The following is a 26,872-nucleotide window of genomic DNA, read 5'->3' as shown; positions in this document are numbered from 1 at the left end:
AAGAACGCGGTGGCGAAACGCTTTGGAGCAGCCCGTCGCCGGTGCCAAGCGCAGCCTGGGGGTCACCGTCCCGGATACGCATCCTGGGACTTACCGAACATGATCCGGTGGCGCATCTCACGGAAGGTGACTTCGGCGCCTTCCTCCCGGGTGATGAGTGAGACAGCGACCGCCACGAGGAAGGATAGCGGCATGCTGATGATGGCCGGGTTCTTCATCGGGATGAACCACCAAGATCGCGAGACTTCGGTGAGGTTTTTCCCGAGCACGTCGACCTGAATGGTGGGTGACAGCCAGATCATCAGGAGGGCGGAGAACGTCCCGACCAGGATGCTGGCGACTGCCGCCGGGGTCGTGAACCGTTTCCAGGCGATGGACAGCAGCAGTGCCGGGAAGTTCGCGGAGGCCGCAACGGCGAAGGCGAGCCCCGCCATGAAGGCGACGTTCTGGCCCTCAAAGACGATGCCCAGGAACACCGCCAGGGCGGCGATGGCGACCGTCGCGATCCGTGCGACCGTGAGTTGCTCGCGCTCGGAGGAGTGCCCCTGGCGAACGACGTTGACCCAGAGGTCGTGGCAGACCGTCGCCACCCCGGACAGCGTCAGCCCGGCGACGACCGCGAGCATCGTCGCGAACGCCACGGCGCAGATGAAGCCGAAGAACCCGCTTCCCCCGATCGTGAGGGCCAGGAGGGGGGCGGCCATGTTGCCGCCGCCCCCGGCCTTGGTCACGATCTCGGGTCCGACGAGGACCATCGCCCCGAATCCGATCACGAAGACGAGGAGGTGGAACGAGCCGATGATGCCGGTCGCGTAGAGGATCGACATCCGGGCCTCCTTCACGTCCGGGACCGTGAACGCCCGCATCAGGACATGGGGCAGCGCGGCGGTCCCGAACATCAACCCGACACCCAGGGAGATCGCGTCCCAGCCGCTCCCAGCGACCTTGGAGCCCGGCTGGAGCACGCGGTCGCCATACTTCTCGGCCGCGGCCGAGAAGAGGTGCAGCGGGTTCATGTCAAAGTGCGCCAGCACCAACAGCGCCAGGATCAGGCCGCCGATGGACAGGAGCACCGCCTTGATGACCTGCACCCAGGTCGTCGCCAGCATGCCGCCGAACAGCACGTAGACGAGCATCGCTGTCCCGACCACGATGACCGAGACGGTGTAGGGCAGCCCGAACAGGAGTTTGATCAGTGAGCCCGTCGCGACCATCTGGGCGATCAGGTACAGGAGGATGACGGTCAGCGTCCCGACGGACGCGGCCGTCCGCACCGGCCGTTGGCGCAGGCGGTAGGCGACCACGTCGGCGAAGGTGAACTTGCCCAGATTGCGCAGCGGCTCGACGATCAAGAACGAGATGATCGGCCAGCCGACCAGGAAGCCGATGGAGTAGATCAGCCCGTCGAAGCCGTTCGAGGTAATAATACCGGCGATGCCCAGCAGCGCCGCCGCGCTGAGGAAGTCACCAGCCAGCGCCCAGCCGTTCTGCCAAGCCGTGATCTGCCCGCCGGCGGCGAAGAACTGCTCGGTCGTCCGCGTTCGCCGAGCGGCCCAGTAGGTGATGCCGAGCGTCAGCGCCATGAAGACGACGAAGAAGGTGACGGCGAGGGGATTGTTCGCGGCTTGCATCGTGCCCGGCCCTCAGTTCGTGATGCGGCGCACGGCCGGGTCGTAGAAGCGGTTCGCCCAGACCACGTAGACGAGGCAGAGCGAGAAGGAGCCGACGATGACGCCGGCCCCCAGGAGGATGCAGAGCGAGAGACCCGGGACGAGGATCGTGCCAAGCGTCGGCTTCGCGAAGGCGAACATCCCCATGAACGTGAAGTACATCAGGATCATCACGACGCTCAGGGCCGTGGCGACCCGCGCTCTTTTCCGGGAGAGGTCCATGATGCGGTGATCGTGCTCGGAAACGGGATGCCTGTCGGGCGAAAGCATGCCGGGTCTCCATTGCTTGTGGGATTCGAGAAAAGGGAGTTCTGAACGCAAACTCTCGGGGCGGCGCGGTCTTGCCATGGGAGCCGGCCGCGTCGGGAATGCCTCAGTTGCCCAGGCGCCGCAGCGGGGGAGCCACGGCTTGGTCGCCGCCGTCAGGCCCCGACCATGCGAGCACCGGACCAAAGGCGCCCGGGTCACCACCCGCGCGGTCGGCCCCTTGCGCGAACGAGGTTGCGGCCGCGGCCTCGAAGCTGGCCGGCTCGCGCGGCGTCCGGTCGACGTTCAACTGGAAGATGTCGAAGCGGTTGTAGTAGCCGACCACGTCGTGGAACTGCTTGGGCTCCACGCAGTCCGCGACGTCGATGTCGGCATAGAGGATGCGCTCGCCACCCTGGTGTGGCTCGACGACATGTGACCCGGTCGGATCCAAGACCATGGAGACACCCGCGGGCGTCCGCTCGACGATGTCGGCCAGGGCGGTATCGCCGTCGCATAGGACCGATCTCGCCATGTCGTCGAGGACGGCGGAGCAGACGATGTTGAAGACCTTGGCCTCGAAGGCGTGCGCCCCGGCGCGGATCTCGATGGCCCGCTTCAGATCGTAGGCCGCGCTTTCGCCCGGCGGGCGGGTCGGCCAAGCCGGCGGGTAGGTCGAGATGTGGACCTGCTCGCCCTGTGCCATGAGGGCGTAGCGGGCCAGGGGGTTCGTGTTCTCGCCGCAGATCAGCATGCCGACCCGTCCGATCTCGGTCTGCGTCACGCGCAGGCCCCGGGCGTCACCGTTCGCCCAGACGAGCTTCTCGTAGAAGGTCGGGACGAGCTTGCGGTGGTGGTTGAGGATGGCGCCGTCGCGCCCGATCAACACGTTCGAGTTCCAAAGGCATCCGACGCTAGCCTGGGTGCTTTCGCTGAACCCAAGGGAGACAAGAACGCCGTGCCGCCGCGCCGCGGCACGCACCGCGCCGATCTCGGGGCCGTCGAGTCGGACGGACTGGGCCGCCAGTCGCTTGAACAGGTCGTGGTTGTGGATCGGCGCGCGCAAGGCCACCCAGAGGGGAAAGCCCGGCATGTAGCCTTCGGGGAAGACCACAAGGTCCGCACCAGCGCGAGCAGCTTCGCCGATCAGCGCCACGGCCTTCTCAGCGGAGCCGGCGCTGTCGAGGTAGACCGGTGCGACGTGACAGGCGGCAGCCTTGAACTGCGGATATTCGGCGGGCATTCGCGCGGCTCCAATTCGAGGGACACCGCCGTTTCAACAGAGACCCGCCATTCGGCGAAGGCCGGAAATATGCAACGCGCAGTGCGCTGATGCCGCCCTCTGCTCAAAATTCGTTCAGATGGCCTGCCTCATCGGTGAACAGGCTGGTGAGAAAGCGGGTGACCGCGCGAACTCGGCCGACACATCCGATGTCTTCGTGCACGCCGAGGTAGAGATCGCGGCGCACCACTACCGCGTCCGGAAGCACGGGGACCAGCGCCGGGTTGGTCTTTGCCGAGAAGAGCGGCAGCAGGCCGATGCCCGCGCCTGCCGCGACGGCCTTCTGCTGGGCGGCCATGCTAGTGGAGCGGAAGACCACGTCGGTCGGCTTCCGGATCTCCGACAGCCAATGCGCCGGCTCGATGGCGATGAGGTCATCGACATGATACACGAAGTCGTGGTCTTGCAGGTCGGTGCGGGTATCGGGCCCGCCTCGTCTGATCAAGTATGATTTTGAGGCGAACGGGGCCAAGCGAAAGTCGCCAACCCGCCGCACACTTAGGCGCGGGCCCTGGGGCGGTACGAACGACACGGAAATGTCGGGCTCGTGCTTAGTCAGATTGATGAGGTGGCGTTCGGAAACAAGCTCGACAACGATACCGGGCATTGTCGCTGTCAACTCGGCAAATCTGGCCGACAGGGAATACGCGGCAATACCTTCCATGCTGGCGGCTCGCACGCGGCCCGCCATCTGTGTTTCATCCTGTAGGACGCTCCACCGCCGGCACGGCGCCCGCAAAGGCAGCACGGGAAAGACACCGATCCCAGGCTGTCAGGGCGGCATGGGCTGCACGCCGCCCGGCGGCTACTTGGATCGCCCCAAGCCGCGATTTCACGCCTGGGGCGATGCAGGTTCGAGTCGAGCGATCAAACCGCCGGGGCCATGCTTCGCGCCACGTCGGCGGCGCTGATGCCCTCCAGGGCCAGGCCGTAGCCGGAGCCTTCCTCGACCAGACGGCGCAGGCGCTGCGTGAGCGCGATCCGCGTATAGCGGCCCGTGAGCGGCGGCAGGGCGGCGATCCCGTCCGCGATCTCGTGCGCCCGCGTCAGCAACCGGTCCCGCGGCAGGATCTCGTTGACCACGCCCCAGTCCTTGGCCGTCTGCGCGTCCAGCACCTGCCGCGTCAGCAGGAAGTACCGCCCGCGGATCGAGCCGATCACCTCAGGCCACAGGATGTGCATGCCGTCGCCCGGCACGATCCCGAACTCAAAGTGCGGCTTGTCCTGGAAGACCGTGTCGGGCGTCGCCAGCACGATGTCGGTGAGCAGCGCGTACTCGCTGTGCAGCAGGACCGGGCCGTTCAGCGCGGTGATCATCGGCACCTCGATGTCGAGGATGTTGCTGAGCACCTTGCGGCCCTCCCGCAGGATCTTGTCGTAGCCCTGCGGCGTGAAGAAATCGAAGCCGTCGGGGTTGATCGCGTCCATGAACGCGTCACCCGCCCCGGTCAGGATCACCGCTCGGTTGTCGCGGTCCTCGCCGATGGCGTGGAACAGGTCGACGAACTGCTCATGGGTGTGGCCGTTGAAGACGAGCTTGTCACCGTCGGTGTGGAGCATGACTTCCAGAACGCCGTTCGGCTTGCGGGTCAGGCGGGCGTTGGGGAAGGCGTCGCGGTAGGTCTCGAAACGGGCCATCGGTGCTGTCCTCGTGGTGGCCGAACTCGTTCGGTCGGCATGAGGACGAGATAGACGGATCCGTTCGGCCGCGGACGACCCCGCGAAGCGATAAGGGTTATGCCGCCGTGGAATGGGGCGCCCGAGTCCCGACCATCGTCGCCTCGACGAAGGCGGCGAAGAGACGTGCCTTGGCGCTGGCCATGCGGCCGGTGGGGAAGACCGCCCACAGGTCAATGTCGGGCAACGCCCAGGGCTGGAGCAGCCGCCGCACCGCGCCGCTCGCCAGTTCGGGAGCGAACATCCAGTCCGACGCGATGGTGAGCCCGATATCGGCCAGCACGGCCGCACGCAGGCCCTCGGCCGCGCTGACCCGCACGCGGCCATGCACCGTCACCGACACCTCGGTGCTGTCCCGCGTGAAGGACCAGACATCGGGCAGCTGGCTGTAGATCACCGCCTCGTGCCCGGCGAGGTCCGCCGGGCTGCGCGGTTCGCCCGCGCGGGCGAGATAGCCGGGGGTGGCGAGGACCGAGCGCGCCCCGGTCGCGAGCTTGCGTGCGACGGCGGCCGAGTCCGGCAGCGCTCCCATGCGCAGCGACAAGTCGATCCCCTCGCTGACGAGATCGATCACCCGGTCGTCGAGGATGATCTCGATGTCGAGATCCGGGTGCTCGGCGAGGAAGCGCGGCAGCATCGGCACCACGTGGAGCCGGGCGAAAGTGGTCGCCGCCGAGACGCGCAGCCGCCCCGAGAGCCCGGCGCCCGCGCCGCGGGCGACGCGCTCGGCCTCGTCCGCCTCGGCGATGGCGGCCCGCGCCCGCTCGTAGAAGCGCAGGCCCGCCTCCGTAGGGCTCAGGCCGTGGGTCGAGCGGACGAGCAGGCTGACCTGCAGCCGGTTCTCCAGCTGCGCGATCGTCTTGGAGACCGCGGGCTGGCCGACGTTGAGGAGCCGGGCGGCGCCTGAGAAGGAGCCGGACTCCACGACCCGCACAAAGGTGGCCATCGCTTGATACCGGTCCACGCCATTCCTCCTTGGAATGAGCGTTATCGCCCTGTGCCGCCTGCCCTGTCCATCGGGGGAGGCGCATCAATCCGGCCGTCTCCACCGCATCGGCGCGGTGGTCCCGCCGGAGCAATGTGGACATGTTCGAGGTCTATGCCTTTGCCACGCCCAACAGCATCAAGGTTCCCATCGCGCTGGAGGAACTCGATCTCCCTTACGTCCTGCACGGCGTGAATGTGCGTCAGGGTGAGCAGAAGGCACCTGCGTTCGTGGCGCTGAACGCGAACGCGAAAGTGCCGGTGTTGATCGATCCGACGGCGGCCGATGGACGGTTGGTCCTGACCGAGTCCGCGGCGATCCTGGTCTACCTCGCCGAGATGAGCGGCCGGCTCATGCCGCCGGACGGCGAGGGCCGGGCGCGCGTGTTCGAGCAGCTGTTCTTCCACGCGTCCGGGCTCGGCCCGGCATTCGGGCAGGCGGGCTTCTTCCAACGTCAGGCCGCGGAGCCGCAGCCGCTCGCCATCGCTCGCTTCTCGGCCGAAGCGAACCGCACGCTGGGCGTGCTCGATGGCATCCTGGCTGAACGCCGCCACGTCGCCGGCGATGCCTTTACGATCGCCGACATCGCCCATTTCGGCTGGCTCTGGCGGCGTGAGTTCGCCGGCGTGAGCTTCGAGAACACGCCGCATGTCGCCCGCTGGTACGACTCGGTCGCGTCGCGTCCCGCTGTCCAGCGTGCAGTCGAGCGGGTGAACGCGCTCATCCCGCAGACCTGACCGGCCGCACGCCACCGGACTCGTCCCACGCCGATCCATCCCTGCGAGCCGGCCCACCATCCTCTCACCTAAGGTGAAGATCCATGACTCTGCAATCCAAGCTTGACGCCTTCAAAGCCGAATTTCAGGCCGGCAAGCCGCCCTACAATGTCCCGCCCTCAGTGATCGAGACGATGCACCGGGCCACCGCGGAGCTTATCGCCTCCGGCGCTGCTACCCGCGCCCTGAAGGCCGGAGAACGGGCGCCGGCGTTCACGCTCACCGACCCGGAGGGGCAGCCCGTCTCCTCCGCGACCCTGCTGGCGCGTGGGCCGCTCGTGATCAGCTTCTATCGCGGCGTGTGGTGCCCCTACTGCAACATGGAACTCCAGGCGCTCCAGGAGGCGCTGCCGCAGTTCGAGAGGCTTGGGGCGAGCCTCGTCGCCATCTCACCGCAGACAGCGGCCAATAGCCGGAAGTCGGTCCGCCAGAACGCGCTCGGATTCCCGATCCTGTCGGACCCGCACAACGCGGTCGCGGCCGCGTTCGGCCTGCGCTTCATGCTGCCAGATTACTTGGTTGATCTTTATAAGAACCTGAAGAACGACCTGCCGGCGTTCAACGGCGACGCGAGCTGGACCCTGCCGATGCCCGGGCGCTTCGTCGTCGGGCAGGACGGCGTGATCCTCTACGCCGAGGTGAACCCGGACTACACCCGCCGCCCCGAGCCCGACGACATGCTGCCGGCGCTCCGCCGCGCCGCTTCCGTTTCCGCCTGATCAGACACGACGCCCGGGCCGCGTCGGCGTCCGCGCGGCCTCTAGGAGATTCAAGATGTCCCGAACCTTTCTCGTGACCGGTGCCAGCAAGGGCATCGGGCTGGCGCTGGCCCACCACCTCGCCGGCGCGGGCCACCACGTCGTCGGCCTCGCGCGCGGCGGTCTCGACGGCTTCCCCGGCACGCTAGTGACAGTCGACCTCGCCGACGATGCGGCGACCGATGCGGTCCTCGCCGAGCTGACCGGACGCTTCGCCTTCGACGGCGTGGTCAACAATGTGGGCTTGGTGCGCCCACAGCGGCTCGGAACTGTCGAGATCCCCGCGCTGGACGAGGTCTTGCGCGTCAACCTCCACCCGGCGGTCCAGACCGTGCAGGCGATCCTGCCGGGCATGCGGCAGCGCGGTTGGGGCCGGGTCGTCAACATCGCCAGCCTGACCGTCCTCGGCAGCGTCGAGCGCACGGCCTACGCGGCCGCGAAGGCGGCACTGGTCAGCTTCACCCGCTCCTGGGCGCTCGAACTCGCCACGACCGGGATCACCGTCAACGCGGTGGCGCCTGGGCCGACCGAGACGGAGCTGTTTCGCGCCAACAACCCACCGGGCAGCCCGGGCGAACAGCGCTACCTCGCCGGGGTGCCGGTGGGCCGCTTCGGACGGCCGGAGGAGATCGCGGCAGCCATCGCGTTCCTGATGTCGGACGGGGCGGCGTTCATGACGGGGCAGACGCTCTACGTCGACGGCGGTGCCTCGATCGGCCGGGCGGCGCTGTAGCGTCGAGACGCCGCTCAACGTATTGCCGCCGCATCGAGTTCGTTGTCGCCGCCGAGCAGCTGCAGGCACCATTCGGTGAAGGCACGGACCTTGGCGGCGCGATGCTGCCGCGATGGATAGATCGCGTACAGGGGGAAGGTCTCATCCGGCCAGTCCGGGAAGATCTCGACGAGCCTGCCGCTCGCGACGATGTTCCGGCTGCCGAGTTGCATGACCTGAGCGATCCCCGCACCTTCGCAACAGGCGCCGATCATCGTCTCGACATCCGACACCATCAGGCGTGCCGGCTGCCGCACCGGCACGACCTCGTTGCCGCGGCGGAACTCCCATTCGAAGGGACGCCCTGTCAGCGGATCTTGATAGTCGATGCACGTATGGTCGATCAGGTCGCGCGGGTGCGCGGGGCGGCCGTGCGCCGCCAAGTATGTTGGCGCGGCGACGGTGAGGATTCGGGTCTCCAGGAGTTTGCGTGCGGTGAAGCCCGCCACCGGCGGATCCCCGAACCGGAGCGCCATATCGAACCCGTCGGCGACGAGGTCACCGATCTGGTCGCGCATGATGAGTTCGAGCCGCAGTTCGCGGTGGATCGCGAGAAAGCGCGTCAGCTCCCGCGACAGGACCAAGCGCGAGAAGAACGGATCGACGTTCACCCGCAGACGGCCGCGCACCGTCTGAGCGCTGCCAGCGGCCTCCAGGGCCGCGTCCTCGATCCCGTCGAGATGCGGGCCGACCCGCTCCCAGAAGCGTCGCCCCTCGTCGGTGAGCCGCAAGGTCCGGGTCGTGCGATCGAGCAGCCGAACGCCGACACGGGCCTCCAAGCGCTGAATGGCGCGTCCCACCCCCGATTGAGTGAGACCTAGGGCCTCGGCGGCCCGAGTCATAGTTCCGGCCTCGACCACCGCCATCAGGATCGTCACCCCGGCCAGCAGCCGACTGTCATACGGCATCGTTCCATGATTCCCGGTCCGGAATGATCTGACAGAACGACGCTAATTCCTGAGCCGCTTCTGCGCCAGATAGAGCTGAGCCAATGCAAAGGAGGCTGGCATGACAGGGCAATCTACGGCGCTCGTCGTCGGTGCATCGCGCGGGCTCGGTCTTGCCCTCGTGGAGGAGTGGCTCGGGCGCGGTTGGCGCGTGATCGCCACGGCGCGAGGCCGCTCCGATCCGCTCGAGAAACTCGCGACCCGCTTCCCCAGCAGCCTTGAGGTCGAGGTGGTCGACATCAACGATGCGGGCACGGTTCGCGCGCTTCGCGAGCGCCTGGGCGGTCGACGCGTCGATGTCCTGTTCATCAATGCGGGCATCGCGCGCGATATCGAGGCGAGTCCGGTCGGCGCGCGCGAGACGGACTTTCTCGACATGATGCTGACCAACGCCTTCTCGCCCGTGCGTGCAGTCGAAATTCTGCGGGATCTGGTGCCGACCGGCGGAACCATCGCGATCATGAGTTCGGAGCTCGGCAGCATCGCGAACGCCACAGGTTCCTGGCAGCTCTACGCGTCCAGCAAGGCTGCGCTCAACATGCTCATGCAGGGCTATGCGGCGAAACACGCCGATGACAGGCACGCGCTGCTCCTCGTCGCTCCGGGCTGGGTACGGACCGAGATGGGCGGCAGCGACGCCATTCTGTCCGTGGAGCAAAGCATCCCGCTCGTGGTCGACATGGTCGATGCGAACCGAGGCAAGGCCGGGCTGCGCTATGTCGATCGATTCAACAACCCGCTCCCCTGGTGACCGCGCGCCCTCCGACGCGAATCGATTGAGCACCACAGCAGGCAGGGGCACTTGAGGAGCTCGGGAATGGTGATCGAAGCAGCCTCGGCGGAAGCACAGCACCGTCCATCATCCCACGGATCGGTGCCGCCCGAGCCGACCTTCGCCGTACTTGATCCCCTCACAGCGGTGCCTTTGCGGCTACATGTCAACGGCGTGACCCGTGAGGTGAGCGTCGAGCCCTGGACGACGCTGCTCGACGCACTGCGCGAGCGGATGAAGCTTACGGGCACCAAAAAGGGCTGCGATCACGGCGCCTGCGGCGCCTGCACGGTCATGATCGACGGTCGACGTGTTCTGTCGTGCCTGACGCTGGCGCTATCGGCGCGCGACGGCGCCATCACCACCATCGAGGGGCTTGCCGGAAGCGACGGCACGCTTCACCCGATGCAACGCGCTTTCGTCGAGCACGACGCGCTTCAGTGCGGTTATTGTACGCCCGGACAGATCGTGTCCGCCGTTGCCATGCTGGCGGAGGTTGACCAGGGCTGCCCGAGCGCGGCTACCGATCCGTCGCGGCCCTTCACCGGCCGTGAAGACCTCGATGAGCACGAAATCCGCGAGCGGATGAGCGGCAACCTGTGCCGTTGCGCCGCATATCAGAACATCGTCGCCGCCGTGCGCGAGGTGGCCGAGACCACCGCCCCCGGAGATGCCTGAGGGAGGACCCGCCATGCAGCCCTTCAGCTATATCGAGCCACGAACACGCGATGAGGCGCTGGATCTCGCACGCGAATATCCAGGTGCACGCTTTCTCGCCGGCGGCACGACACTAATCGACCTGATGAAGTCTGGTGTGATGCATCCCACGGTATTGATCGACGTCAATCGCCTGCCCGGCATGGACGCGATTCAAAAGACGGACGGAGCACTCCACATCGGCGCGCTCGCCCGGATGAGCGATGTCTCCGGTCATCCGGCCGTGCGCGCACATGCTCCAGGCCTCTCGGAGTCACTGCTATTCGCGGCCTCCGCCCAGCTACGCAACATGGCGTCGATCGGCGGCAACCTGCTCCAGCGGACGCGGTGCGTCTACTTCCGCGATCGTCACTTTCCCTGCAACAAGCGCGACCCCGGGAGCGGATGCGGCGCGATGGCTGGCGAAAACCGTAATCTGGCAGTCCTCGGCATATCGGAGCAGTGCATCGCCAACTATCCCGGAGACTTCGCAGTCATGCTGGTGGCCCTAGACAGCGCGGTTCATCTGCACGGCCCGGACGGCGCGCGCAGCGTGGCCGCAGCCGATTTGCATCGCCTCCCGGGCCAGACGCCGGAGATTGAGACGGTGATTGCCGCCGACGAAATCGTCACTGGTGTGACCGTACCGATCAGTGCTTTGAGCCGCCAGTCGCACTACCTGAAAGTGCGCGATCGCAGCTCGTATGAGTACGCTTCGGTTTCAGTTGCCGCCGCCGTGGAGTTCGAGGTGGACGGCACGATCCGCAAAGCGCGGCTCGCGCTGGGTGGCCTCGCGTCGAAGCCGTGGCGCTTCGAGAGAGCGACCGAGCTCCTGGCCGGACATCGTCCCGACGACGCGTCAGCGCTCGCTCGCCTCGCCGACGGGGCCCTGGACGGCGCACGTCCGCAATCCGGCAATGCCTACAAGATTCCCCAGGCCCGGGCTGCCATTGGCCGCGCGCTGCAGACTCTCGCTCGTCGCCATGCGGAGACACGCGCATGAAGGCCGCCGTCCAGCCCTTCACCGGCCGCCCGATGTCCCGCACCGAAGCGCGTCTCAAGGTCTCCGGCGCGATCGCATACACCGGCGACATCGCCGTGCCCGGCCTGCTGCACGCCGTGCTAGTGCCCAGCCCGATCGCCCGCGGCGCGATCCGCTCGGTGGACGCGACCGCCGCCGAGGCGGTGCCCGGCGTCGTGCGCGTCTTCACCCCCGAGACGATGCCGAAGCTACCGAGCGAGCCCGAACAGCCCGATTGGGACATCATGTACGGTTCGGCCTTCGTGCCGATGGCCGACATGACAATCCACTACGCCGGCCAGCCGATCGGGCTGGTTTTGGCGGAGACGCTTGAGGCCGCGCAGCACGCGGCGGCGGTCATTCATTATGTGTTTGCGGAAGAGGAACCGGTTGTCGGCCTGGACGGCGGCACCGATCTTTCCGGCGAAGCCTATCACGAGCCCGAGCGAGTGTGGCTCGGCTTCCTCGCCGGGTACCTTCCCGGCGCGGTTAAGCGCGGCGCGGGAGCGGCTGCGCTCAATGACGCCGACGTGGCGATCCAAGGCAGCTGGCAGCTTTCCAACAACCATCACAACCCGATGGAGCCGGTCGCCTCCACCGCAGTCTGGAACGACGCGGATCGCCTGACGCTCTACGAGACCAGCCAGCACGTTTACAATCACCGCAACGGGATGGCCAAGCTGCTCGGCCTGCCGCGCGAGAACGTCCGCGTGGTGACGCACTATGTCGGCGGCGGCTTCGGCTGCAAGGGGCCGGTCTGGTCCCATAGCTGGCTGGTGGCGCTGGCGGCGCGCGAGGTCGGCCGACCCGTGCGGCTCGTGCTCAGCCGTGCCCAGATGTACACCTCGGTCGGCTTCCGCGAGGAGCAGCGCATCGACCTTCGGCTGGGCGCGACGCGCGACGGCAAACTGGTCGCGGCCGATGTGACCAAACTCTCTGCCACGCCTGCGTGGGAGGATTGGGTCGAGCCGAGCTGGTATCCGTTCACCTTCATGTACGACCTGCCGGCGCTGGAGACGCGCTGCCGGCTCCGGCGCGCCAACGTGATGGCGCCGACCTTCATGCGGGCGCCCGGCGAAGCCCCCGGCATGCTGGTGCAGGAATGCGCGCTCAATGAACTCGCGGCAGAACTCGGCATCGACCCCATCGAGTTACGCTTGCGCAACCACGCGGATGTCTACCCGGTCGATGGAAGTCCCTGGTCGAGCAAGCGGCTGAAGGATTGCTATCGTGTCGGTGCGGAGCGGTTCGGCTGGTCCTCGCGCAATCCCGAACCGCGCTCGACACGCGCGGACGGGATGCTGGTCGGCATGGGCATGGCGAGCGCCTCGCATACGGTCTACCGGCAGCGCGCGCAGGCGCGCGTGACCATCAGGGCGGACGGGACAGCGCATGTCGCCTCCGGCGCGACCGATATCGGCACCGGCAGCGCGACCTTCCTTCGCCAGATGGTCGCCGACGAACTCGCCCTGCCGATCGACGCGGTACAGGCGCTGATCGGCGATAGCTCACTGCCCGAGGCGCCGATGCAGGCGGGCGCCTCCCTGACAGGCTCACTGGCACCCGCTGCGATGAAGGCCGCGCGCGACCTGAAGGCCAAGCTGCTGGAGATGGCCACCGGCCAGGACGAGTGCCCGCTGCATGGCCGCACCGTCGATGATCTGGAGCTGCACGACGGTCGCATCTTCGCCGCCGGCGGCGGCACGGGCGAGACGGTCACAACGGTTCTGCGCCGCGCAGGGCTCACCGAGCTGTCGTGCGACGGCTATTTCGATCCCGGCGGCGTAGGTCAGGTCCGCTCCGGCGATCCGGAACGCGATGCGCGGGAGGGGCCGCGCGGGATGCACAGTTTCGGCGCCATCTTCGCCAAGGTCGCGGTGGATCCCGATCTTGGGTTGATCCGGGTGCGGCAGCTCACCGGGGTCTATGCTTGCGGGCGCATTCTCAACCCCAAGCTCGCCGAGAGCCAGCTGATCGGCGGCATCACCTGGGGGATGAGCCAAGCCTTGTTCGAAGCGACGCACATGGACCCGCGCTTCGGCCGGTTCACCAACACGAATATGGCCGAGTACATGATCCCGGTGAACCTCGATGTCCCAACGATCGACGTCACGTTTCTCGATGATCCCGATCCGTTCATCAATCCGGCCGGAGTGAAGGGCGTTGGTGAGATCGGTATCACCGGTGTCGCCGCGGCCATCTCGGACGCGGTCTGGCACGCCACTGGGAGGCGTCTCCGGCAAACGCCGATCCTAGCCGAAGCACTGCTGAAGGTCTGACGATGGCCCGCATCCTCATCACTGGATCTTCGGACGGTCTCGGGCTCATGGCGGGCCAGCGCCTGGCCCGGGACGGCCATGCCGTCGTGCTGCATGCACGGAACAACGATCGCGGCGAGGCTGCACGACGGTCGCTTCCGGACGCGATCCGTGTCGTCATCGGAGATGTCGCCACGATCGCCGGGATGCGATCCGTAGCCGAGCAGGCCAACGCGATCGGGCGCTTCGACGCCGTCATCCACAATGTCGGCATCGGCTATCGGGAAGCCCGCCGAATCAAGACCGAGGATGGACTGTGCCATCTCTTCGCGATCAATGTTCTTGCCCCCTACCTGCTCACGGCCTTGGTGGAGAAGCCCGACCGCCTCGTCTACCTGAGCTCGGGCATGCATCCGGGCGGCATCCCGGACATGGACGACTTGCAATGGACCAGGCGTCGCTGGAGCGGTCCGCAGGCTTACGCGGAGACGAAGTTCCTGGACGTCCTGCTGGCTTTCGGCGTGGCACGACGGTGGCCCGCGGTACGGTCGAACGCCCTCGAACCGGGCTGGGTACCGACCCGTATGGGCGGTCCCGGTGCACCGGACGATATGGCCGCCGCGCCCGTGACCCAGGCGTGGCTGGCAGTCGGGGATGATCCGGCGACCCATGTCACGGGCCGGTACTTCTACCACCAGCGCGAGAAATCGCCGGAGCCCGGCACCCGTAGCGTTGACTTGCAGGAGGCGCTGTTCGACCGCTGCGCTTCGCTTTCCGGCGTGCCGCTGCCCTAGTGCCCGAAATCCGGGCTCATCCGCAGCTCTGGCGCTCACGGACGTTCGAGGGCTGATAGGTGCAGCTATCTCGGCTTTTGGCCGTTGATCATGCCACGCGAGGGACACGCTGCCGCAGGAAGTCGAAGGCGGCCCGTCCGTGCATCTGCCACTTGATCAGCTTCAGGCGGTTGGATTGACCTTCGACCGGGCCGTTGCGCAAGGGGTGCGTGATCGTCGCCCGTATGGCCAGACGGCCAACGCCTGCTTCTACGATTGGGCGAGACAGGTGTTGGCGGGTATCAGCTACAACTGGTGAGACGACATAGCGGCAGGATATCTGCCACACGTTCAGTCTTGTGGACGCCGATTACCTGGTAGCGCGTCGGTCGGACTGCCGCTTCGGCGATCGCCACTTGCGGTCGATCCTCAGGCCGCGCCGGCGCGGACGTGATCGCGTCATCGCGACGGGATCGAGGGCGCGAGCTTCCTCGGTCCACCCAGCATCGAACAGATTTTTCAGCATGGCAGACCAGAAAGGTCGATGGCGCCACCGGCTGAAGCGCCGATAAGTGGAACCGCGCGGACCATATACTGCTGGGCAATCCGTCCACTTGGTTCCCGTCGACGAGACATAGACGATGCCTGAAAGTGTGCGACGACCGTCAAGATGCTCAGCGATCCGGGTAGGCAGATGAGGGACCATCACCGCCCACTGCGCGTCGCTGAGCCAGAATAAGCCTTCGTGATCGATAATACGGACTCGGTCATCCGCAGCTTCTCTGAGGGATCGTAACGGCTCCAAGGAAAGCGCAAGCGTGGTTGGCGTTGATGGGGGGCGCCTTGTATCGAAAGGTCCGCTACCAGAGACGCGATGATGCTGATCCATGCCGTTCACGGCGATGCTGTGCCTGCCGGGTTCAACGAGGGGAGGCACGAAACATCCCTTCCTATTTTGGACGACGAGGCCCGACGGCGGCAGAACCCCAAATCTAGATCTCGGATCGTGACCGCGGTGACGACGCAACTTCGTCACTGACCTGGTAGCAGGCTTCGACCCGCTCTTCTAAGCGATCGAGATGCGAGCCGGAGAGATGTCCGAAAACAGCACATTCTGGAGTGCGTACTGCGAGCGAAGCGTCACAGGCGAGCTTCACGACGGCTATCCCGCCAGCCATTTACAGGTGGATTTGCTTCCTTGGAACACCATTGCAGCACCGCAGGACCAAATTTGAACGATAACGCACGCTGCGCGGCTTCCACAATCGGAACTTCCTGGCGAGACTGTACGGCGCTGATTGTGACAATGCTCTGAGGATTGATGTCCGATTCGACCGCAATTTACCGCCTGCACGCTCAAGCCTTCTCAGGGATCTTGCCATAACAACCCTTCTAAAAGCGCGTCGCTCAAGATGCTAAGCTTGATTGCGGGCAGTTCGCCCGGAGTATCAAATCCCAGCGGACGCCGCTCGCATCCAGCAACCCGCGGCGGGGTGTAATGGCTGACTATCTCTACTGCGTCGTCAATCGACACTCCGATGGGACAGTTGGCCCCACGCTCTACACACAAATCGTCGAAGCCTTTACCGTCGAGATCGCCATCGCTACGGCTCGGACTATTGATCTTGATATGGCAGCGCTTGGCGCCAACGCGGTCTTTTTGAAAGCGCGGGAAAGTGGGCGCATCGTCTGGACCCTGCGCACAGAGAGTGTCGATCCCGCCAGATGCATCGATCTTCGACATAAGCATCAGGGCTGATCCGCTTCGTTATGGTCAGTCGCGGCCTACATGAACTCCGGCGAAGGCGCGCGCAGGGTCGGCAGATGCATATCTACAAATCCTGGAGAAATTCTCCCAAACTTGAAGCGCCTCTTACGGCTTCATCGGATCTACATCGTAAATGCAAGCCCCCACGTCCTCAAATATTCAGGTGAGAACATTAAGTGCGCTTTATGCGCTTTGCTCCTGACCGGCATGATGTGTAGGAATATGAGCGCACTGCACCAGTTTCGCTGACTTTCGTCATGTAAATGCAGCACGTTATAGCAGGCATCTCATTGTGGAATATCTCGGACAATGCTGTCTTGATGTCATCTACCTTGAGCTTTTTCATGAAGAACTCGGCTTTGGTGCGATCGTAAGATTGTCACGCTGACCCACCTCGACGCCTATCGGCGGTCGACCGCGTAACGCGACGGATGGTTCGGGCGAAGAACCATCACCCGGAGAGACACGGCATGGTCAGTACAGTTGAGTTCGTTGGCGGCGAAACCGGCATCTGGCGGGTGACGCGTACCCAGACGCCAGCCGGCGATGGGCTGCCGTATTCAGCCCGACTCTCCATCAATCATCTCGGTTGCCCCTCCGAAACACCTTTATGCACAGCCGCCAGCGTGGCTTGGCGACTGCGCGGCACGGTAAGCAACTTGCGCTACACAACCCGCGGCGAAGCTGACTGTTTAGGCGCTGTGCAGCCATCTTTGGACCGACCTACGGCAACGCGGGCCGCTCTTATCCCGATAAAGAAATCGCCGAGCTGGTGGGGGTTAGCTCAGGACGAGCGCAGGGCGATCTTCGAGGAAACCTCCCATCACACGCGCATCGGCCTCGGCTACCTGCCGGCGGTGGCGCGCCGCCTGCACCATTGCCGCGACCTCGGCGAGCCATTCGACTTTCTCACTTGGTTCGAGTTTGCGCCCGAGCACGAGTCCGCCTTCGAGGCGCTCGTCGCGGCCCTGCGCGCGACCCACGAGTGGACTTTCGTCGAGCGCGAAGTCGATATCCGGCTGACGCGTGTCGCGGCGAATTGATCCGGTGGCGGCGGCCGGCACTGAACCGGGCGACGACGTCCTGCTACCGCGGCTGCGGCTCGGTGAGGAAGCTGCTTTCCGAGTTCTAGTGCGTCGCTATCATGTGCGCCTCGTGGCGATCGCCCGTAGCGCGCACCTGCCGCCGGACGCGGCCGAGGAAGCGGTGCAGGAGGCCTGGATCGCGGTGATGCGCAACATCGCGGGATTCGAGGCGCGCTCGTCCCTAGGCACGTGGCTGACCGGGATCGTCCTGAACATCGCGCGCAAGGCCTCGGTCTCGGCTAGGCGCACCGCGACCTTCGCCGAACTCATGCCTCGCCCTGACGAGCACGCGGGGTCCGGTTTCGACGCCGACGCCTTCCTGGCCGACGGCCATTGGCGCGAGGCGCCGTGGCACTGGAGCGAGATCGACCTGGAGCGGGGGCTCGCGGGGCGGCAGGTCTGGCACGCGGTCGAAGCGGCTATCGCCGCCCTGCCGCCGGACGAGTCCGCGGTTATCCGGCTGCGCGATGTCGAGGGTTTCGGCCCACGTGAGACGCAGGAACTGCTCGACCTCAGCGAGGCGCGTCAGCGCGCGCTGCTCGATCGGGCGAGGCTGAAGATCCGAAGAGTATTCGAGGCGTTGAGCCGCGACGCAGCGCGAACGTGACGAGCCGTACGGGCGAGGATGATTGAATGCGGTGTCGAGAGGTGGCGGAGCAGGCAAGCGCGTTCGTGGACGCGGAGGTATCCGGATACGTTCGATGGCGCATCCGGCTTCATCTCGCGACCTGCAAGAACTGCCTGCGTTTCGTGCGGCAGATCGCGCTGACGCGCGACGCTCTCGGCCGGCTCCCGCATCCGCCCCTCGACGCCACTCGCGAGGACGAACTCGTAGCGGCCCTGCGGGAGGCCTCGCGGTGAGCGCCAGTCAGCAGCCGGTGCAGATCGAGGTCGCGATCAGGTGGTGTAGGTCGCGGCTCTTCCGGTCGAGCGCCGCGGTGGTCCCCACGCGTCCGTCGAGGGCCGAGCCCGTCGGCTTGGTGGTCCCGTTCGACGCTACGTGGCGGAACGGTGCCTGTGGCATCGTCGATGCTGCGCCGACCGCGGCCGGCAAGTGGTCGACCGGCGCGGCGTGGGCCGGAAGACCGGCGATGGCGATGAGAGCAATGGCGGCGAAAGCAGATCGGGTCATGGTCTTGGTCCCTTCGTGGTTCGGAGCGGGAAGCGTTCAGGCGAAGACGACGATCATCAGGCTGAAGAAGGCCGCGATCACGCCGACGACCGGAGGAAGGGTGCGGGCTGGATCGAACATCGGGGTTCTCCTCGGCGCGATGATCGCGCCATGATCCTGAGTGCCGGCAGCGCGCCAGATCTGTGTGTGGCGGCGCACGCCGGATGGCGCGCGGGCGGAGCGGGACACGGAATGACTGACGCGATGCCCCTGCCGGGTGAGGATTCCGAGTGGCTGGAGGCCGACGGGCTCGGCGGCTTCGCCTCGGGCACCGTTTCGGGCGTCCGGACGCGCCGCTACCACGCGCTCCTGCTCACGGCGGCGCACCCGCCGGCCGATCGGACGGTTCTCGTCAACGGCATCGAGGCATGGGTCGAGACCGCGGCCGGACATACCGGTCTTAGCACCCAGCGCTACCATCCGGACGTGATCCATCCGCGGGGCTTCGAGCGGGTGGCGGCCTTCACCCGCGAGCCCTGGCCGACCTGGACGTTTCGGCTCGCAGACGGCACCGAGATCACCCAAGAGCTGTTGGTCGACCCCGATTCCTGCGACACGCTGCTACGTTGGCGGCGAATCTCAGGCGCCGGGCCCTGTGCGCTCGCCGTCGTCCCGCTGCTCTCGGGACGGGACTATCACGCCCTGCAAACTGCCAACCCGGCCTTCGACTTCACGCCGCAGGTTCGCGGCGCGGAAATCGGATCCTGCGTCACGTGGCGCCCCTACCCGGATCGGCCCGCGATCTCCGCCCTGACCACCGGCACCTATCGGCATGCGCCGGACTGGTACCACCAATTCATCTATGTCGCGGAGCAGGCGCGCGGGCTCGACTGCGTCGAGGATCTCGCGGCGCCCGGCAGCTTCAGCTTCGACCTTGCGCACCCCGAGCCCGGGCTCATGTTGCTGCGCGCGGGCGAGAGCGCGCCGGTCCGCGTCCGGGCCTTGGCGGACCGGATGGTCGCCACGGCGCGCGTTGCGCGGGAAGGTCCAACGCTCCTTCGGAGCGCCGGAAGCTACCGGGTCGATCGAGGCCGGGGCAGCACCCTAATGGCGGGCTTCCCCTGGTTTACGGATTGGGGCCGCGACACCTTCATCGCCCTGCGCGGCCTGCTGCTGGCGATTGGCGATCTCGAAACCGCCGAGGCTATCCTGACGGGTTGGGCCGGTGCGGTGAGCGAGGGCATGATGCCCAACCGCTTCCCCGATTCCGGTGAGCAGCCGGAATACAATTCCGTCGACGCCTCGCTCTGGTACGTGATCGCCGTGCACGACTTCCTGGCAGCCTCGGGCGCGGCCGGGCGCAGCCCCCAATCCGAACCGGCGCTCCGAGCAGCCTGCCTTGCGATCCTCGACGGCTACGCCGCCGGCACCCGCTTCGGCATCCGGGCCGATGCGGATGGCCTGATTGCGGCCGGTCAGCCCGGCTTACAGCTTACGTGGATGGACGCCAAGGTCGGCGATTGGGTCGTCACGCCTCGCATCGGCAAGCCGGTCGAGATCCAGGCCCTCTGGATCAACGCTCTCCACATCGCGGCGACGCGCTGGGAGCCACGCTTTTCCAGGATCGAGGCGATGGCGCGGGCGAGCTTCGCCGGGCGGTTCCCGAACCCGGCCGGCGGCCTGTTCGACGTGGTCGATGTCGACCACGTTCCAGGCGCGCACGATGCGTCGCTGCGTCCGAACCAGATCTTCGTCGTCGGCGGCCTGCCGTTTCCGCTGCTGACCGGCGAGTCCGCCAAGTCCATCGTCGATGCGGTCGAGGACGAGCTCCTGACGCCGCTTGGCCTGCGTACCCTGTCGCCGAACGATCCCGCCTACGTCGGTCGTTATGGGGGTGACGCACGGAGGCGAGACGGAGCCTACCACCAGGGTACGGTCTGGCCCTGGCTGCTCGGCCCCTTCGTCGACGCGTGGCTCTCCGTACGGGGCCGCAGCGAGGCAGCCCTGAAGGAGGGGCAGGCCCGTTTCCTGCCGCCGCTGGAGCAACACCTTGGCGTGGCGGGTCTCGGTCATGTCAGCGAGGTCGCTGACGGCGATGCACCCCACGGGCCCGGCGGTTGCCCGTTCCAGGCATGGTCGCTCGGCGAGTATATCCGCATTCGCCGGATGCTTGGCCTCGAAGCGTTCTGAAGGAGACCACGATGCCCGAGGACCGGAAGACTTCCCCCCTGTTCGAGACCGAGGAGGGCCGCCGCCTGCGGAACTGCGCCGCGGAGGGCTGGCACCGTTGGGGTCCGTATCTCGCCGAGCGGCAATGGGGCACGGTCCGCGAGGATTATAGCCGGGACGGCACCGCCTGGGACTACCTGCCCCACGATCACGCACGCTCGCGGGCCTACCGCTGGGGCGAGGATGGCATCGCCGGTTTCAGCGATGACAAGCAGCTCTGGTGCCTCGCGCTGGCCCTTTGGAACGGGCATGATCCCATCCTCAAGGAGCGGATGTTCGGTCTGACCAACGCGGAGGGCAACCACGGCGAGGACGTTAAGGAACTGTACTGGTTCCTCGACGGCACGCCGACGCATTCGTACATGCGGATGCTCTACAGGTATCCGCACGCGGCGTTCCCCTACGCCGACCTCGTGGCTGAGAACCGGCGGCGCAAGGGCCGCGACGTACCCGAGTACGAACTCGCCGATACCGGGGTGCTGGCAGAGAACCGCTGCTTCGACGTCGCGATCGAGTACGCCAAGGCCGGGCCGGAAGACGTGCTGATGCGGGTCTCGGTCATCAATCGTGGACCGGAAGCGGCCGAGATCCACGTCCTGCCCCACCTATGGTCGCGCAACACGTGGTCGTGGCACAAGGATCCCAAGCGGCCGCTCCTTCGCCGCGTCGACGGTTCACGCGTCGAGGCGACACGGGCAGCCGGCCCCCCACGGATGTTCACGGCTCTGCAGCCGGCCGAGTTCCTGTTCTGCGAGAACGAGACCAACTCAGCTCGCCTCTTCGGTGCGGGCGGATCGTACCACCCAAAGGATGCGATCAACGACGACGTGGTGGCGGGAACCCGCACGCGCGTGAACCCGCTCAACGAGGGCACCAAGTGCGCGGCGCTGACTCGGCACGTGCTGGCCCCCGGCGAGACGATCGTCCTCCGTTACCGGCTATGCCCGGCTGACGCGCCGAGCCTCGATGAGGCGGGTTCGGAGGCGGTGTTCGCGCGCCGGATTGCGGAGACCGACGCCTTCTACGCCGTTCTTCAGGACGGCATGACCGACCCCGACGCGCGCCTCGTCCAACGCCAAGCGCTCGCTGGCATGCTCTGGTCGAAGCAGTTCTACAACTTCGACGTGCGCCGCTGGCTGATGGGCGATCCGACACAGCCGGAGCCCCCCCCGGAGCGGCGTCGCGGTCGCGACAGCGATTGGGCGCACCTCAACAACGCCGACATCGTCTCGATGCCCGACACCTGGGAATACCCCTGGTACGCGGCTTGGGACCTCGCCTTCCACTGCGTGACCTTCGCGCTGATCGACCCCGACTTCGCCAAGGGCCAACTCGTGCTGCTGACGCGCGAGTGGTACATGCATCCCAACGGTCAGCTGCCGGCTTACGAATGGGCCTTCGGCGACGTCAACCCGCCGGTGCATGCCTGGGCGGCCTTGCGCGTCTATCAGATGGATGCGGCTCTCACAGGGCGGCCCGACCGGATCTTCCTGGAGCGGGTGTTTCACAAGCTCATGCTGAACTTCACCTGGTGGGTGAACAGGAAGGACGCAGACGGCCGCAACGTCTTCCAAGGCGGCTTCCTTGGGCTGGACAACATCGGGATCTTTGACCGCTCGGCGCCACTGCCGACCGGCGGCACCATCGACCAGGCCGACGGAACTGCCTGGATGGCGATGTACACCCTCAACTTGATGCGGATCGCCCTTGAACTGGCCGCGGAGGACCCGGTCTATGAGGACATTGCGACCAAATTCTTCGAGCACTTTCTCCACATCGCCGCGGCGATGACCGACATCGGCGGTAGCGGGGTCGGGCTCTGGGACGAGAGGGATGAGTTTTTCTACGACGTCCTGAACCTGCCCGATGGCCGAACGGTGCCGCTGCGCGTGCGCTCGCTGGTCGGGCTGATCCCACTTTGCGCCGTGGAGGTGCTTGATATCGCGTTGCGCGATCGCTTCCCCGGCTTCGCGCGCCGGGCGGAGTGGATGCTGCGCAACCGGCCGGATCTCGCCGCCCTGGTCTCGCACTGGAGCCAGGGCGCGGGCGAGGGACCGCCGCCCGGCCCGGATGGTGACCGGATGCTGCTGTCGCTGCTGCGCCGACACCGCATGAAGGCGCTCCTGGCGCGCATGCTCGACGAGACCGAGTTGCTATCCGACTACGGTGTCCGCTCCTTATCCAAGGCGCATGCCGCACATCCCTTCGTGCTGGATTGGGATGGGGCACACTACGCCGTGGACTACGAACCGGCCGAGTCAACGACCGCCACGTTTGGGGGCAATTCCAATTGGCGCGGCCCGATCTGGATGCCAATCAACATCCTTCTCATCGAGGCGCTCGACCGTTTCGGAACGTTCTACGGTGATGAGACCCGCTTCGAGTGTCCGGTCGGATCCGGTCGCTACCTTAGCCTGCCGGAGATCGCCGACGAGTTGAGCCGCCGACTTTGCCGGTTGTTCCTGCGCGGCCCTGACGGCCGCCGGCCAGTGCTTGCATCTTACGGCGCGCTCGCCGACGATCCCCACGTGCGCGACTGCATTCCCTTTCACGAATATTTCGACGGCGAAACGGGCGCAGGCCTCGGAGCGATGCATCAGACCGGGTGGACGGGCCTGGTGGCGCTGCTTCTCAGGCCCGGTCGCCTTGCCACCCTGCCAACGACCCGCGCCATCCAATCCTGAGCGTTGGCGGCGCCCCGGCGGCGACTTAGCCGGCGGGGGAGGAACGCTTCGAGGACCTCGTCCATCACCAGTCGGTTCAGCGCGTCGATGGATGAGAACCGCCGATAGCCGCCGTGGCGCGTGAGCGCGTCGCTAAAAGCGCGCACGTGCCGGGATCGGTCCTTAAGCCCGTCCTGGCCGACCTACGATGGACGAAGCTCAGCCTGGACGCCCTGTGAACCGGATGACGGTCTCCGCGAACGCGTAGGGCTCCTCGATATGGACGAAGTGGCCGCTCTCCTCGAAGATCTTGAGCTGCGCCTGCGGAAGCAGATCCGCCAGCAACGCCGCATGGCGTGGGCCGAGGATGAAGTCGTCGGTTCCGGTCACGACGAGGGTTGGAGCCCGCAATGTTGCGAGGCGATCGCGGACGTCGAAGACTTGGCCATCGCCGACGAGCATGGTCGCCTGGAGCTGGCGCCGCATGGTCTCCAGAAGGTCGAGCCGCCGCCGGAAATCCGAGACATAGGCTGGAAGAAGGTCGCGCAACGCCGCAGTATATGCCGCGTCGGTGCGAATAGTGGGGATCGAGGCCCAAGCCTTCTCGACCGCTATGGCTTCCGCCGTCCCCTCGTGTCGGACCACGAAGGCGGCGATCTCGGCGCCCGCGGCTGCCATGAAGTCACCACCCGTGTAGGCCGCGCCCGCGTACAGGATCAGGCCCGCGACGCCGACCGGTCGCTTGAGCGCCGCATCCAGCATCACGAAGGCACCGTGCGAGTGGCCGAGAAGGTAAGGATTGGCGATACCGACAGCGTCGATGAAAGCGAGCACCTGATCGGAGAAGCGGTCTACGCTGTACCCCATAGGATGGGTCGCGAGGCGTCCAGACAACCCCGTCCCAATCGGGTCCAAGTATACCATGGTCAGGTTCTGTTCGAGCAGGGGCATTCGCAAGTAGCTGGCCTCGATGCCGGGCCCGCCGGCATGCACGATGCAATAAGGCCCACTACCAGAGACGCGATAATGCTGATCCACACCGTTCACGGCGATGCTGTGCGTGCCGGGTTCAACGAGCGGAGGCATGAGACATCCCTTCTGATTTTGGAGGACGAGGCGCGACGACGGCAGAACCTCGTAATTGAAAGTCGATCGTGCCCGCAGGGAGTGCGCAACTTCGCCCATGACACAGAGGTCGCGGTCCTGCGCCGTTCGCTCGCGATCGCGAGATCCAGACAAGAAGATTGCCGGAAGCAGACGTGGCACTGCTTCCGAACCAATCAATGATCCTCATACAGGAGAGACAGACTCCGGAGAAAGCTTATAGGCGACTGAGCACGAGTACCGTCCCAACGAGGCCGAGCATCCATACCCCGATCACAGCCAGTATGATCGATCGATGGAGCAGACCAGTTTGTTGGAAGCTTTCGGGCCCGCCGCACGACAAGCTTCGATCTCAGCAGGCCGCTGCAAGCGGTCGATATTCGGACCTCCGCTCCGCCTGAGCACCGCGACGCTCCCCGGAGTGGATTATTGCGTGCGAGGATCTCAAGCAGCGCCTCCGCTGCTCGCTTATAGCCAGTTTTGCTTCCTCAAACCACCGAAGCCACAGCACAGCACCAGATTTGAACGATAACGCACGCCGCGCGGCTTCCATAAGTGAGTCATCCTGGCGAAAACGCCCCTGTCGATCATGACAGTGCCCTTGATGCTTGTGTCGAACCCGGAACCATCTCATCAACATGCACGCTCAAGGCTCTTCGGGGTTCCGCCATGCAATGGCGCCTCCAAGGTCGGACGGCGGCTCCAGCTCTCTAGCCAAGTTCGCGGCTCGAACCCGGTACGCGCTCGGATCGCACCCGTAAGTGGCCTTGAAAGTGTGCGAGAAGTAGCTGCGGCTGGCGTAGCCGATGCTCTCCGATATGACCTTTACGGACATGGGCGAGGACGTCAGCAACTTGGCTGCCAACCGAAGTCGCGCGCGCTGCAGATACTCGATCGGTCCCTCGCCGAATGTGGCAGAGAAGCGCTCGGCGAAACCGGAGCGACTCATCCCGCAGAGCGCTGCCAGGCTCTCGACCGTGTGCGGCGCCCCTGGCGCATCAAGGACTGCCGCGATTGCCGGGACCAATCTCGGATCGCGCAGCGCTTCGAAGATCGGCGACTGAGCTCCTCTCTCCTGCAGATGGATCCGAAGCAGGATCGCCAAGCACTGCTTCATCAGCGCACTCGTGACCTCCTGCGTCCCGAGACTTGGTCGGACTAACTCTTCGACCATGAATGCGAAAGCGTGGCGCAGTTGGCCGTTGCCCGACAGATCTTCGATCAAGGGCTCGTGCAGGCGGTCGAACAGGCCGAGGGCGCCGGCGTATCGCGCCGAAATGGATCCGCACGCCAATAAGATGTCGCGGCTGCCATCACCGGCGGTCAGCGCGATGAGTCCATCCGGAAAGACCCGGCGCGCGTCTTCAGCTGTAACTGTTCGGGTGGCTCCGGCGAAACCGATTGCGTGCCGCCTAGCGCGAGGCGGGATCACCATGTGATTTGGCCCGAAACACAGAGGCTCTTGACCTTCGACGGCGATCGTTCCGGAGCCTGCCAAAACGTAGTGGACGAGGATCGCGTCCGTCATGCCGTTCTTTGCCAGTTGCCACCCGGCCTGGATCTCGCAGTACGCAAATGCCTGAACCTGCACGGACAACGTGGAGAACAAACTTGAGAGAATATCGCCCGACATGGATCCTCCGCATGCGTTTGTCATCGCTCGAGTGTTACCGACGTCGAGCACGTTCTGCCATCAAATTGTCGTGAATAACTTTCAACAGACTTTAGTTGACATGTAATTATATCAACAATACTATCATTTAGCCCCCGTGGATTTGATCGGTAAACGTAAAGGGCATCCGAGATCATGACAAAGAACGTGATCGCATCCGGACATCGCTTGCACCCTTTGTCGGTGCGGGTGATGCACTGGACGAACGCGGTGGCGATGGTGGTTCTGATCGGCTCCGGCTGGGGCATCTACGACGATTCCGTCATCATCCACGGCGTGTACTTCCCCAAGGCGATCCGGCTCGGCTCCTGGGCCGCCGAGAGCCTGCTCTGGCATTTCGCCGCCATGTGGCTGCTGGTTGCCAACGGCGGCGCCTATCTCGTCTACGGCCTCGCGACCGGACGCCTGCGCGAGCGCCTCCTGCCGATCCGTCCACGCGACATCGTGCAGACGGTCCGCGACACGCTGCGGCTCAAGCTCGCCCACGAGGACCTGACGACCTACAACGCCGTCCAGAAGATCCTCTACATCGTCGCCATCCTGGCCGGCCTCAGCCAGGTCGTCAGCGGGCTGGCCATCTGGAAGCCGGTCCAGTTCTCCGGCCTCG

General features: G+C 65.8%; 26 protein-coding genes. 15 read left to right on the top strand and 11 right to left on the bottom strand.

Annotation, left to right across the window (positions count from 1 at the left end; translation table 11 throughout):
* Nucleotides 1-62 precede the first annotated feature (62 nt).
* The 6 genes from H288_RS0129400 to H288_RS0129375 all read right to left on the bottom strand — a co-directional run bounded on the left by H288_RS0129400 (nt 63) and on the right by H288_RS0129375 (nt 5,839).
* Complete coding sequence (locus tag H288_RS0129400) at nt 63-1,631, bottom strand: cation/acetate symporter ActP (RefSeq protein ID WP_020096161.1); 1,569 nt, start codon at nt 1,629-1,631, stop codon at nt 63-65.
* A 12-nt stretch (nt 1,632-1,643) separates the two neighbouring features.
* A complete protein-coding gene (locus H288_RS0129395) occupies nt 1,644-1,940 on the bottom strand; it encodes a DUF485 domain-containing protein (RefSeq protein ID WP_026605410.1) in 297 nt (98 codons plus the stop codon).
* Nucleotides 1,941-2,043: 103 nt separating this feature from the next.
* On the bottom strand, nt 2,044-3,159 hold the full coding sequence (locus H288_RS0129390) for a carbon-nitrogen hydrolase family protein (protein WP_020096159.1): 1,116 nt from the start codon (nt 3,157-3,159) through the stop codon (nt 2,044-2,046).
* Between the two features lie 103 nt (nt 3,160-3,262).
* Nucleotides 3,263-3,889: a substrate-binding domain-containing protein gene (locus tag H288_RS33085; RefSeq protein ID WP_020096158.1), complete on the bottom strand. Its 627-nt coding sequence runs from the start codon at nt 3,887-3,889 to the stop codon at nt 3,263-3,265.
* A 176-nt stretch (nt 3,890-4,065) separates the two neighbouring features.
* Entirely contained in the window at nt 4,066-4,836 is a 771-nt protein-coding gene (locus H288_RS0129380; protein ID WP_020096157.1) for an enoyl-CoA hydratase/isomerase family protein, read from the bottom strand.
* A gap of 97 nt (nt 4,837-4,933) precedes the next feature.
* Nucleotides 4,934-5,839 carry a LysR family transcriptional regulator gene (locus H288_RS0129375; RefSeq protein ID WP_026605409.1) on the bottom strand — a complete coding sequence of 302 codons (906 nt, stop codon included), beginning with the start codon at nt 5,837-5,839 and terminating at the stop codon, nt 4,934-4,936.
* A gap of 122 nt (nt 5,840-5,961) precedes the next feature.
* On the opposite strand from H288_RS0129375, the gene H288_RS0129370 reads away from it, so the two are divergent.
* From H288_RS0129370 to H288_RS0129360, 3 genes are all read left to right on the top strand, one after another.
* The gene (locus tag H288_RS0129370; RefSeq protein WP_020096155.1) at nt 5,962-6,597 is read left to right on the top strand and encodes a glutathione binding-like protein; all 636 of its coding nucleotides are present in this window, start codon (nt 5,962-5,964) and stop codon (nt 6,595-6,597) included.
* 83 nt (nt 6,598-6,680) lie between these two features.
* The gene (locus H288_RS0129365) at nt 6,681-7,355 is read left to right on the top strand and encodes a peroxiredoxin-like family protein (protein WP_020096154.1); all 675 of its coding nucleotides are present in this window, start codon (nt 6,681-6,683) and stop codon (nt 7,353-7,355) included.
* Between the two features lie 55 nt (nt 7,356-7,410).
* Nucleotides 7,411-8,127 carry an SDR family oxidoreductase gene (locus H288_RS0129360; protein ID WP_020096153.1) on the top strand — a complete coding sequence of 239 codons (717 nt, stop codon included), beginning with the start codon at nt 7,411-7,413 and terminating at the stop codon, nt 8,125-8,127.
* Between the two features lie 14 nt (nt 8,128-8,141).
* On the opposite strand, the gene H288_RS0129355 is transcribed toward H288_RS0129360, so the two are convergent.
* Entirely contained in the window at nt 8,142-9,074 is a 933-nt protein-coding gene (locus tag H288_RS0129355) for a LysR family transcriptional regulator (protein WP_026605408.1), read from the bottom strand.
* Nucleotides 9,075-9,174: 100 nt separating this feature from the next.
* Here H288_RS0129355 and H288_RS0129350 point away from each other — a divergent pair, with 100 nt between their 5' ends.
* The 9 genes from H288_RS0129350 to H288_RS0129310 all read left to right on the top strand — a co-directional run bounded on the left by H288_RS0129350 (nt 9,175) and on the right by H288_RS0129310 (nt 18,347).
* On the top strand, nt 9,175-9,864 hold the full coding sequence (locus H288_RS0129350; RefSeq protein ID WP_026605407.1) for an SDR family NAD(P)-dependent oxidoreductase: 690 nt from the start codon (nt 9,175-9,177) through the stop codon (nt 9,862-9,864).
* Nucleotides 9,865-9,930: 66 nt separating this feature from the next.
* Nucleotides 9,931-10,563 carry a 2Fe-2S iron-sulfur cluster-binding protein gene (locus tag H288_RS0129345; RefSeq protein ID WP_081636577.1) on the top strand — a complete coding sequence of 211 codons (633 nt, stop codon included), beginning with the start codon at nt 9,931-9,933 and terminating at the stop codon, nt 10,561-10,563.
* Between the two features lie 13 nt (nt 10,564-10,576).
* A complete protein-coding gene (locus H288_RS0129340) occupies nt 10,577-11,584 on the top strand; it encodes a xanthine dehydrogenase family protein subunit M (RefSeq protein WP_026605406.1) in 1,008 nt (335 codons plus the stop codon).
* Complete coding sequence (locus H288_RS0129335; protein WP_020096148.1) at nt 11,581-13,881, top strand: xanthine dehydrogenase family protein molybdopterin-binding subunit; 2,301 nt, start codon at nt 11,581-11,583, stop codon at nt 13,879-13,881. The genes H288_RS0129340 and H288_RS0129335 overlap by 4 nt, the downstream gene beginning before the upstream one ends.
* A gap of 2 nt (nt 13,882-13,883) precedes the next feature.
* A complete protein-coding gene (locus H288_RS33080; protein ID WP_020096147.1) occupies nt 13,884-14,654 on the top strand; it encodes an SDR family NAD(P)-dependent oxidoreductase in 771 nt (256 codons plus the stop codon).
* A gap of 1,477 nt (nt 14,655-16,131) precedes the next feature.
* A complete protein-coding gene (locus tag H288_RS35350) occupies nt 16,132-16,392 on the top strand; it encodes a hypothetical protein (protein ID WP_146074057.1) in 261 nt (86 codons plus the stop codon).
* A gap of 479 nt (nt 16,393-16,871) precedes the next feature.
* Nucleotides 16,872-17,444 carry a chlorite dismutase family protein gene (locus tag H288_RS0129320; protein WP_026605405.1) on the top strand — a complete coding sequence of 191 codons (573 nt, stop codon included), beginning with the start codon at nt 16,872-16,874 and terminating at the stop codon, nt 17,442-17,444.
* 4 nt (nt 17,445-17,448) lie between these two features.
* On the top strand, nt 17,449-18,093 hold the full coding sequence (locus tag H288_RS0129315; protein WP_026605404.1) for a sigma-70 family RNA polymerase sigma factor: 645 nt from the start codon (nt 17,449-17,451) through the stop codon (nt 18,091-18,093).
* A 26-nt stretch (nt 18,094-18,119) separates the two neighbouring features.
* A complete protein-coding gene (locus tag H288_RS0129310) occupies nt 18,120-18,347 on the top strand; it encodes a zf-HC2 domain-containing protein (RefSeq protein ID WP_026605403.1) in 228 nt (75 codons plus the stop codon).
* Nucleotides 18,348-18,354: 7 nt separating this feature from the next.
* On the opposite strand, the gene H288_RS0129305 is transcribed toward H288_RS0129310, so the two are convergent.
* Together H288_RS0129305 and H288_RS35345 are read right to left on the bottom strand one after the other, a co-directional pair.
* A complete protein-coding gene (locus tag H288_RS0129305) occupies nt 18,355-18,618 on the bottom strand; it encodes a hypothetical protein (protein ID WP_020096142.1) in 264 nt (87 codons plus the stop codon).
* Between the two features lie 36 nt (nt 18,619-18,654).
* On the bottom strand, nt 18,655-18,846 hold the full coding sequence (locus H288_RS35345; RefSeq protein WP_158684268.1) for a hypothetical protein: 192 nt from the start codon (nt 18,844-18,846) through the stop codon (nt 18,655-18,657).
* A gap of 3 nt (nt 18,847-18,849) precedes the next feature.
* On the opposite strand from H288_RS35345, the gene H288_RS0129295 reads away from it, so the two are divergent.
* The gene (locus H288_RS0129295) at nt 18,850-20,787 is read left to right on the top strand and encodes an amylo-alpha-1,6-glucosidase (protein WP_020096141.1); all 1,938 of its coding nucleotides are present in this window, start codon (nt 18,850-18,852) and stop codon (nt 20,785-20,787) included.
* 11 nt (nt 20,788-20,798) lie between these two features.
* Nucleotides 20,799-23,510, top strand: coding sequence for a hypothetical protein (locus tag H288_RS0129290; RefSeq protein WP_020096140.1), 2,712 nt, complete (start codon nt 20,799-20,801; stop codon nt 23,508-23,510).
* Nucleotides 23,511-23,708: 198 nt separating this feature from the next.
* Here the strand turns inward: H288_RS0129290 and H288_RS0129285 are convergent, their stop codons facing one another.
* Both H288_RS0129285 and H288_RS0129280 read right to left on the bottom strand, forming a co-directional pair.
* Nucleotides 23,709-24,575: an alpha/beta hydrolase gene (locus H288_RS0129285; protein WP_020096139.1), complete on the bottom strand. Its 867-nt coding sequence runs from the start codon at nt 24,573-24,575 to the stop codon at nt 23,709-23,711.
* A gap of 664 nt (nt 24,576-25,239) precedes the next feature.
* Nucleotides 25,240-26,226: an AraC family transcriptional regulator gene (locus H288_RS0129280; RefSeq protein WP_020096138.1), complete on the bottom strand. Its 987-nt coding sequence runs from the start codon at nt 26,224-26,226 to the stop codon at nt 25,240-25,242.
* Between the two features lie 231 nt (nt 26,227-26,457).
* Between H288_RS0129280 and H288_RS0129275 the strand changes: the two genes are divergently transcribed.
* Nucleotides 26,458-26,872: cytochrome b/b6 domain-containing protein (locus tag H288_RS0129275; protein WP_245274584.1), on the top strand; the 415-nt coding region annotated here is incomplete at its 3' end.

The organism is Methylobacterium sp. 285MFTsu5.1 (genome assembly GCF_000383455.1).
Taxonomy (GTDB): domain Bacteria; phylum Pseudomonadota; class Alphaproteobacteria; order Rhizobiales; family Beijerinckiaceae; genus Methylobacterium.
Note: the sequence above shows the minus strand (reverse complement) of the source record. Positions and strands in the feature narration are given on the sequence as shown.

What these genes read in the sequence shown, in the direction of transcription:
- H288_RS0129390 (WP_020096159.1), bottom strand. Translation starts at nt 3,159, where the DNA reads ATGCCCGCCGAATATCCGCAGTTCAAGGCTGCCGCCTGTCACGTCGCA.
- H288_RS35350 (WP_146074057.1), top strand. Translation starts at nt 16,132, where the DNA reads ATGGCTGACTATCTCTACTGCGTCGTCAATCGACACTCCGATGGGACA.
- H288_RS0129395 (WP_026605410.1), bottom strand. Translation starts at nt 1,940, where the DNA reads ATGCTTTCGCCCGACAGGCATCCCGTTTCCGAGCACGATCACCGCATC.
- H288_RS0129345 (WP_081636577.1), top strand. Translation starts at nt 9,931, where the DNA reads ATGGTGATCGAAGCAGCCTCGGCGGAAGCACAGCACCGTCCATCATCC.
- H288_RS0129285 (WP_020096139.1), bottom strand. Translation starts at nt 24,575, where the DNA reads ATGCCTCCGCTCGTTGAACCCGGCACGCACAGCATCGCCGTGAACGGT.
- H288_RS0129350 (WP_026605407.1), top strand. Translation starts at nt 9,175, where the DNA reads ATGACAGGGCAATCTACGGCGCTCGTCGTCGGTGCATCGCGCGGGCTC.
- H288_RS0129305 (WP_020096142.1), bottom strand. Translation starts at nt 18,618, where the DNA reads ATGACCCGATCTGCTTTCGCCGCCATTGCTCTCATCGCCATCGCCGGT.
- H288_RS33085 (WP_020096158.1), bottom strand. Translation starts at nt 3,889, where the DNA reads ATGGCGGGCCGCGTGCGAGCCGCCAGCATGGAAGGTATTGCCGCGTAT.
- H288_RS0129380 (WP_020096157.1), bottom strand. Translation starts at nt 4,836, where the DNA reads ATGGCCCGTTTCGAGACCTACCGCGACGCCTTCCCCAACGCCCGCCTG.
- H288_RS0129370 (WP_020096155.1), top strand. Translation starts at nt 5,962, where the DNA reads ATGTTCGAGGTCTATGCCTTTGCCACGCCCAACAGCATCAAGGTTCCC.
- H288_RS33080 (WP_020096147.1), top strand. Translation starts at nt 13,884, where the DNA reads ATGGCCCGCATCCTCATCACTGGATCTTCGGACGGTCTCGGGCTCATG.
- H288_RS0129295 (WP_020096141.1), top strand. Translation starts at nt 18,850, where the DNA reads ATGACTGACGCGATGCCCCTGCCGGGTGAGGATTCCGAGTGGCTGGAG.
- H288_RS0129310 (WP_026605403.1), top strand. Translation starts at nt 18,120, where the DNA reads ATGCGGTGTCGAGAGGTGGCGGAGCAGGCAAGCGCGTTCGTGGACGCG.
- H288_RS0129340 (WP_026605406.1), top strand. Translation starts at nt 10,577, where the DNA reads ATGCAGCCCTTCAGCTATATCGAGCCACGAACACGCGATGAGGCGCTG.
- H288_RS0129365 (WP_020096154.1), top strand. Translation starts at nt 6,681, where the DNA reads ATGACTCTGCAATCCAAGCTTGACGCCTTCAAAGCCGAATTTCAGGCC.
- H288_RS0129355 (WP_026605408.1), bottom strand. Translation starts at nt 9,074, where the DNA reads ATGCCGTATGACAGTCGGCTGCTGGCCGGGGTGACGATCCTGATGGCG.
- H288_RS0129280 (WP_020096138.1), bottom strand. Translation starts at nt 26,226, where the DNA reads ATGTCGGGCGATATTCTCTCAAGTTTGTTCTCCACGTTGTCCGTGCAG.
- H288_RS0129400 (WP_020096161.1), bottom strand. Translation starts at nt 1,631, where the DNA reads ATGCAAGCCGCGAACAATCCCCTCGCCGTCACCTTCTTCGTCGTCTTC.
- H288_RS0129360 (WP_020096153.1), top strand. Translation starts at nt 7,411, where the DNA reads ATGTCCCGAACCTTTCTCGTGACCGGTGCCAGCAAGGGCATCGGGCTG.
- H288_RS0129335 (WP_020096148.1), top strand. Translation starts at nt 11,581, where the DNA reads ATGAAGGCCGCCGTCCAGCCCTTCACCGGCCGCCCGATGTCCCGCACC.
- H288_RS0129290 (WP_020096140.1), top strand. Translation starts at nt 20,799, where the DNA reads ATGCCCGAGGACCGGAAGACTTCCCCCCTGTTCGAGACCGAGGAGGGC.
- H288_RS0129320 (WP_026605405.1), top strand. Translation starts at nt 16,872, where the DNA reads ATGGTCAGTACAGTTGAGTTCGTTGGCGGCGAAACCGGCATCTGGCGG.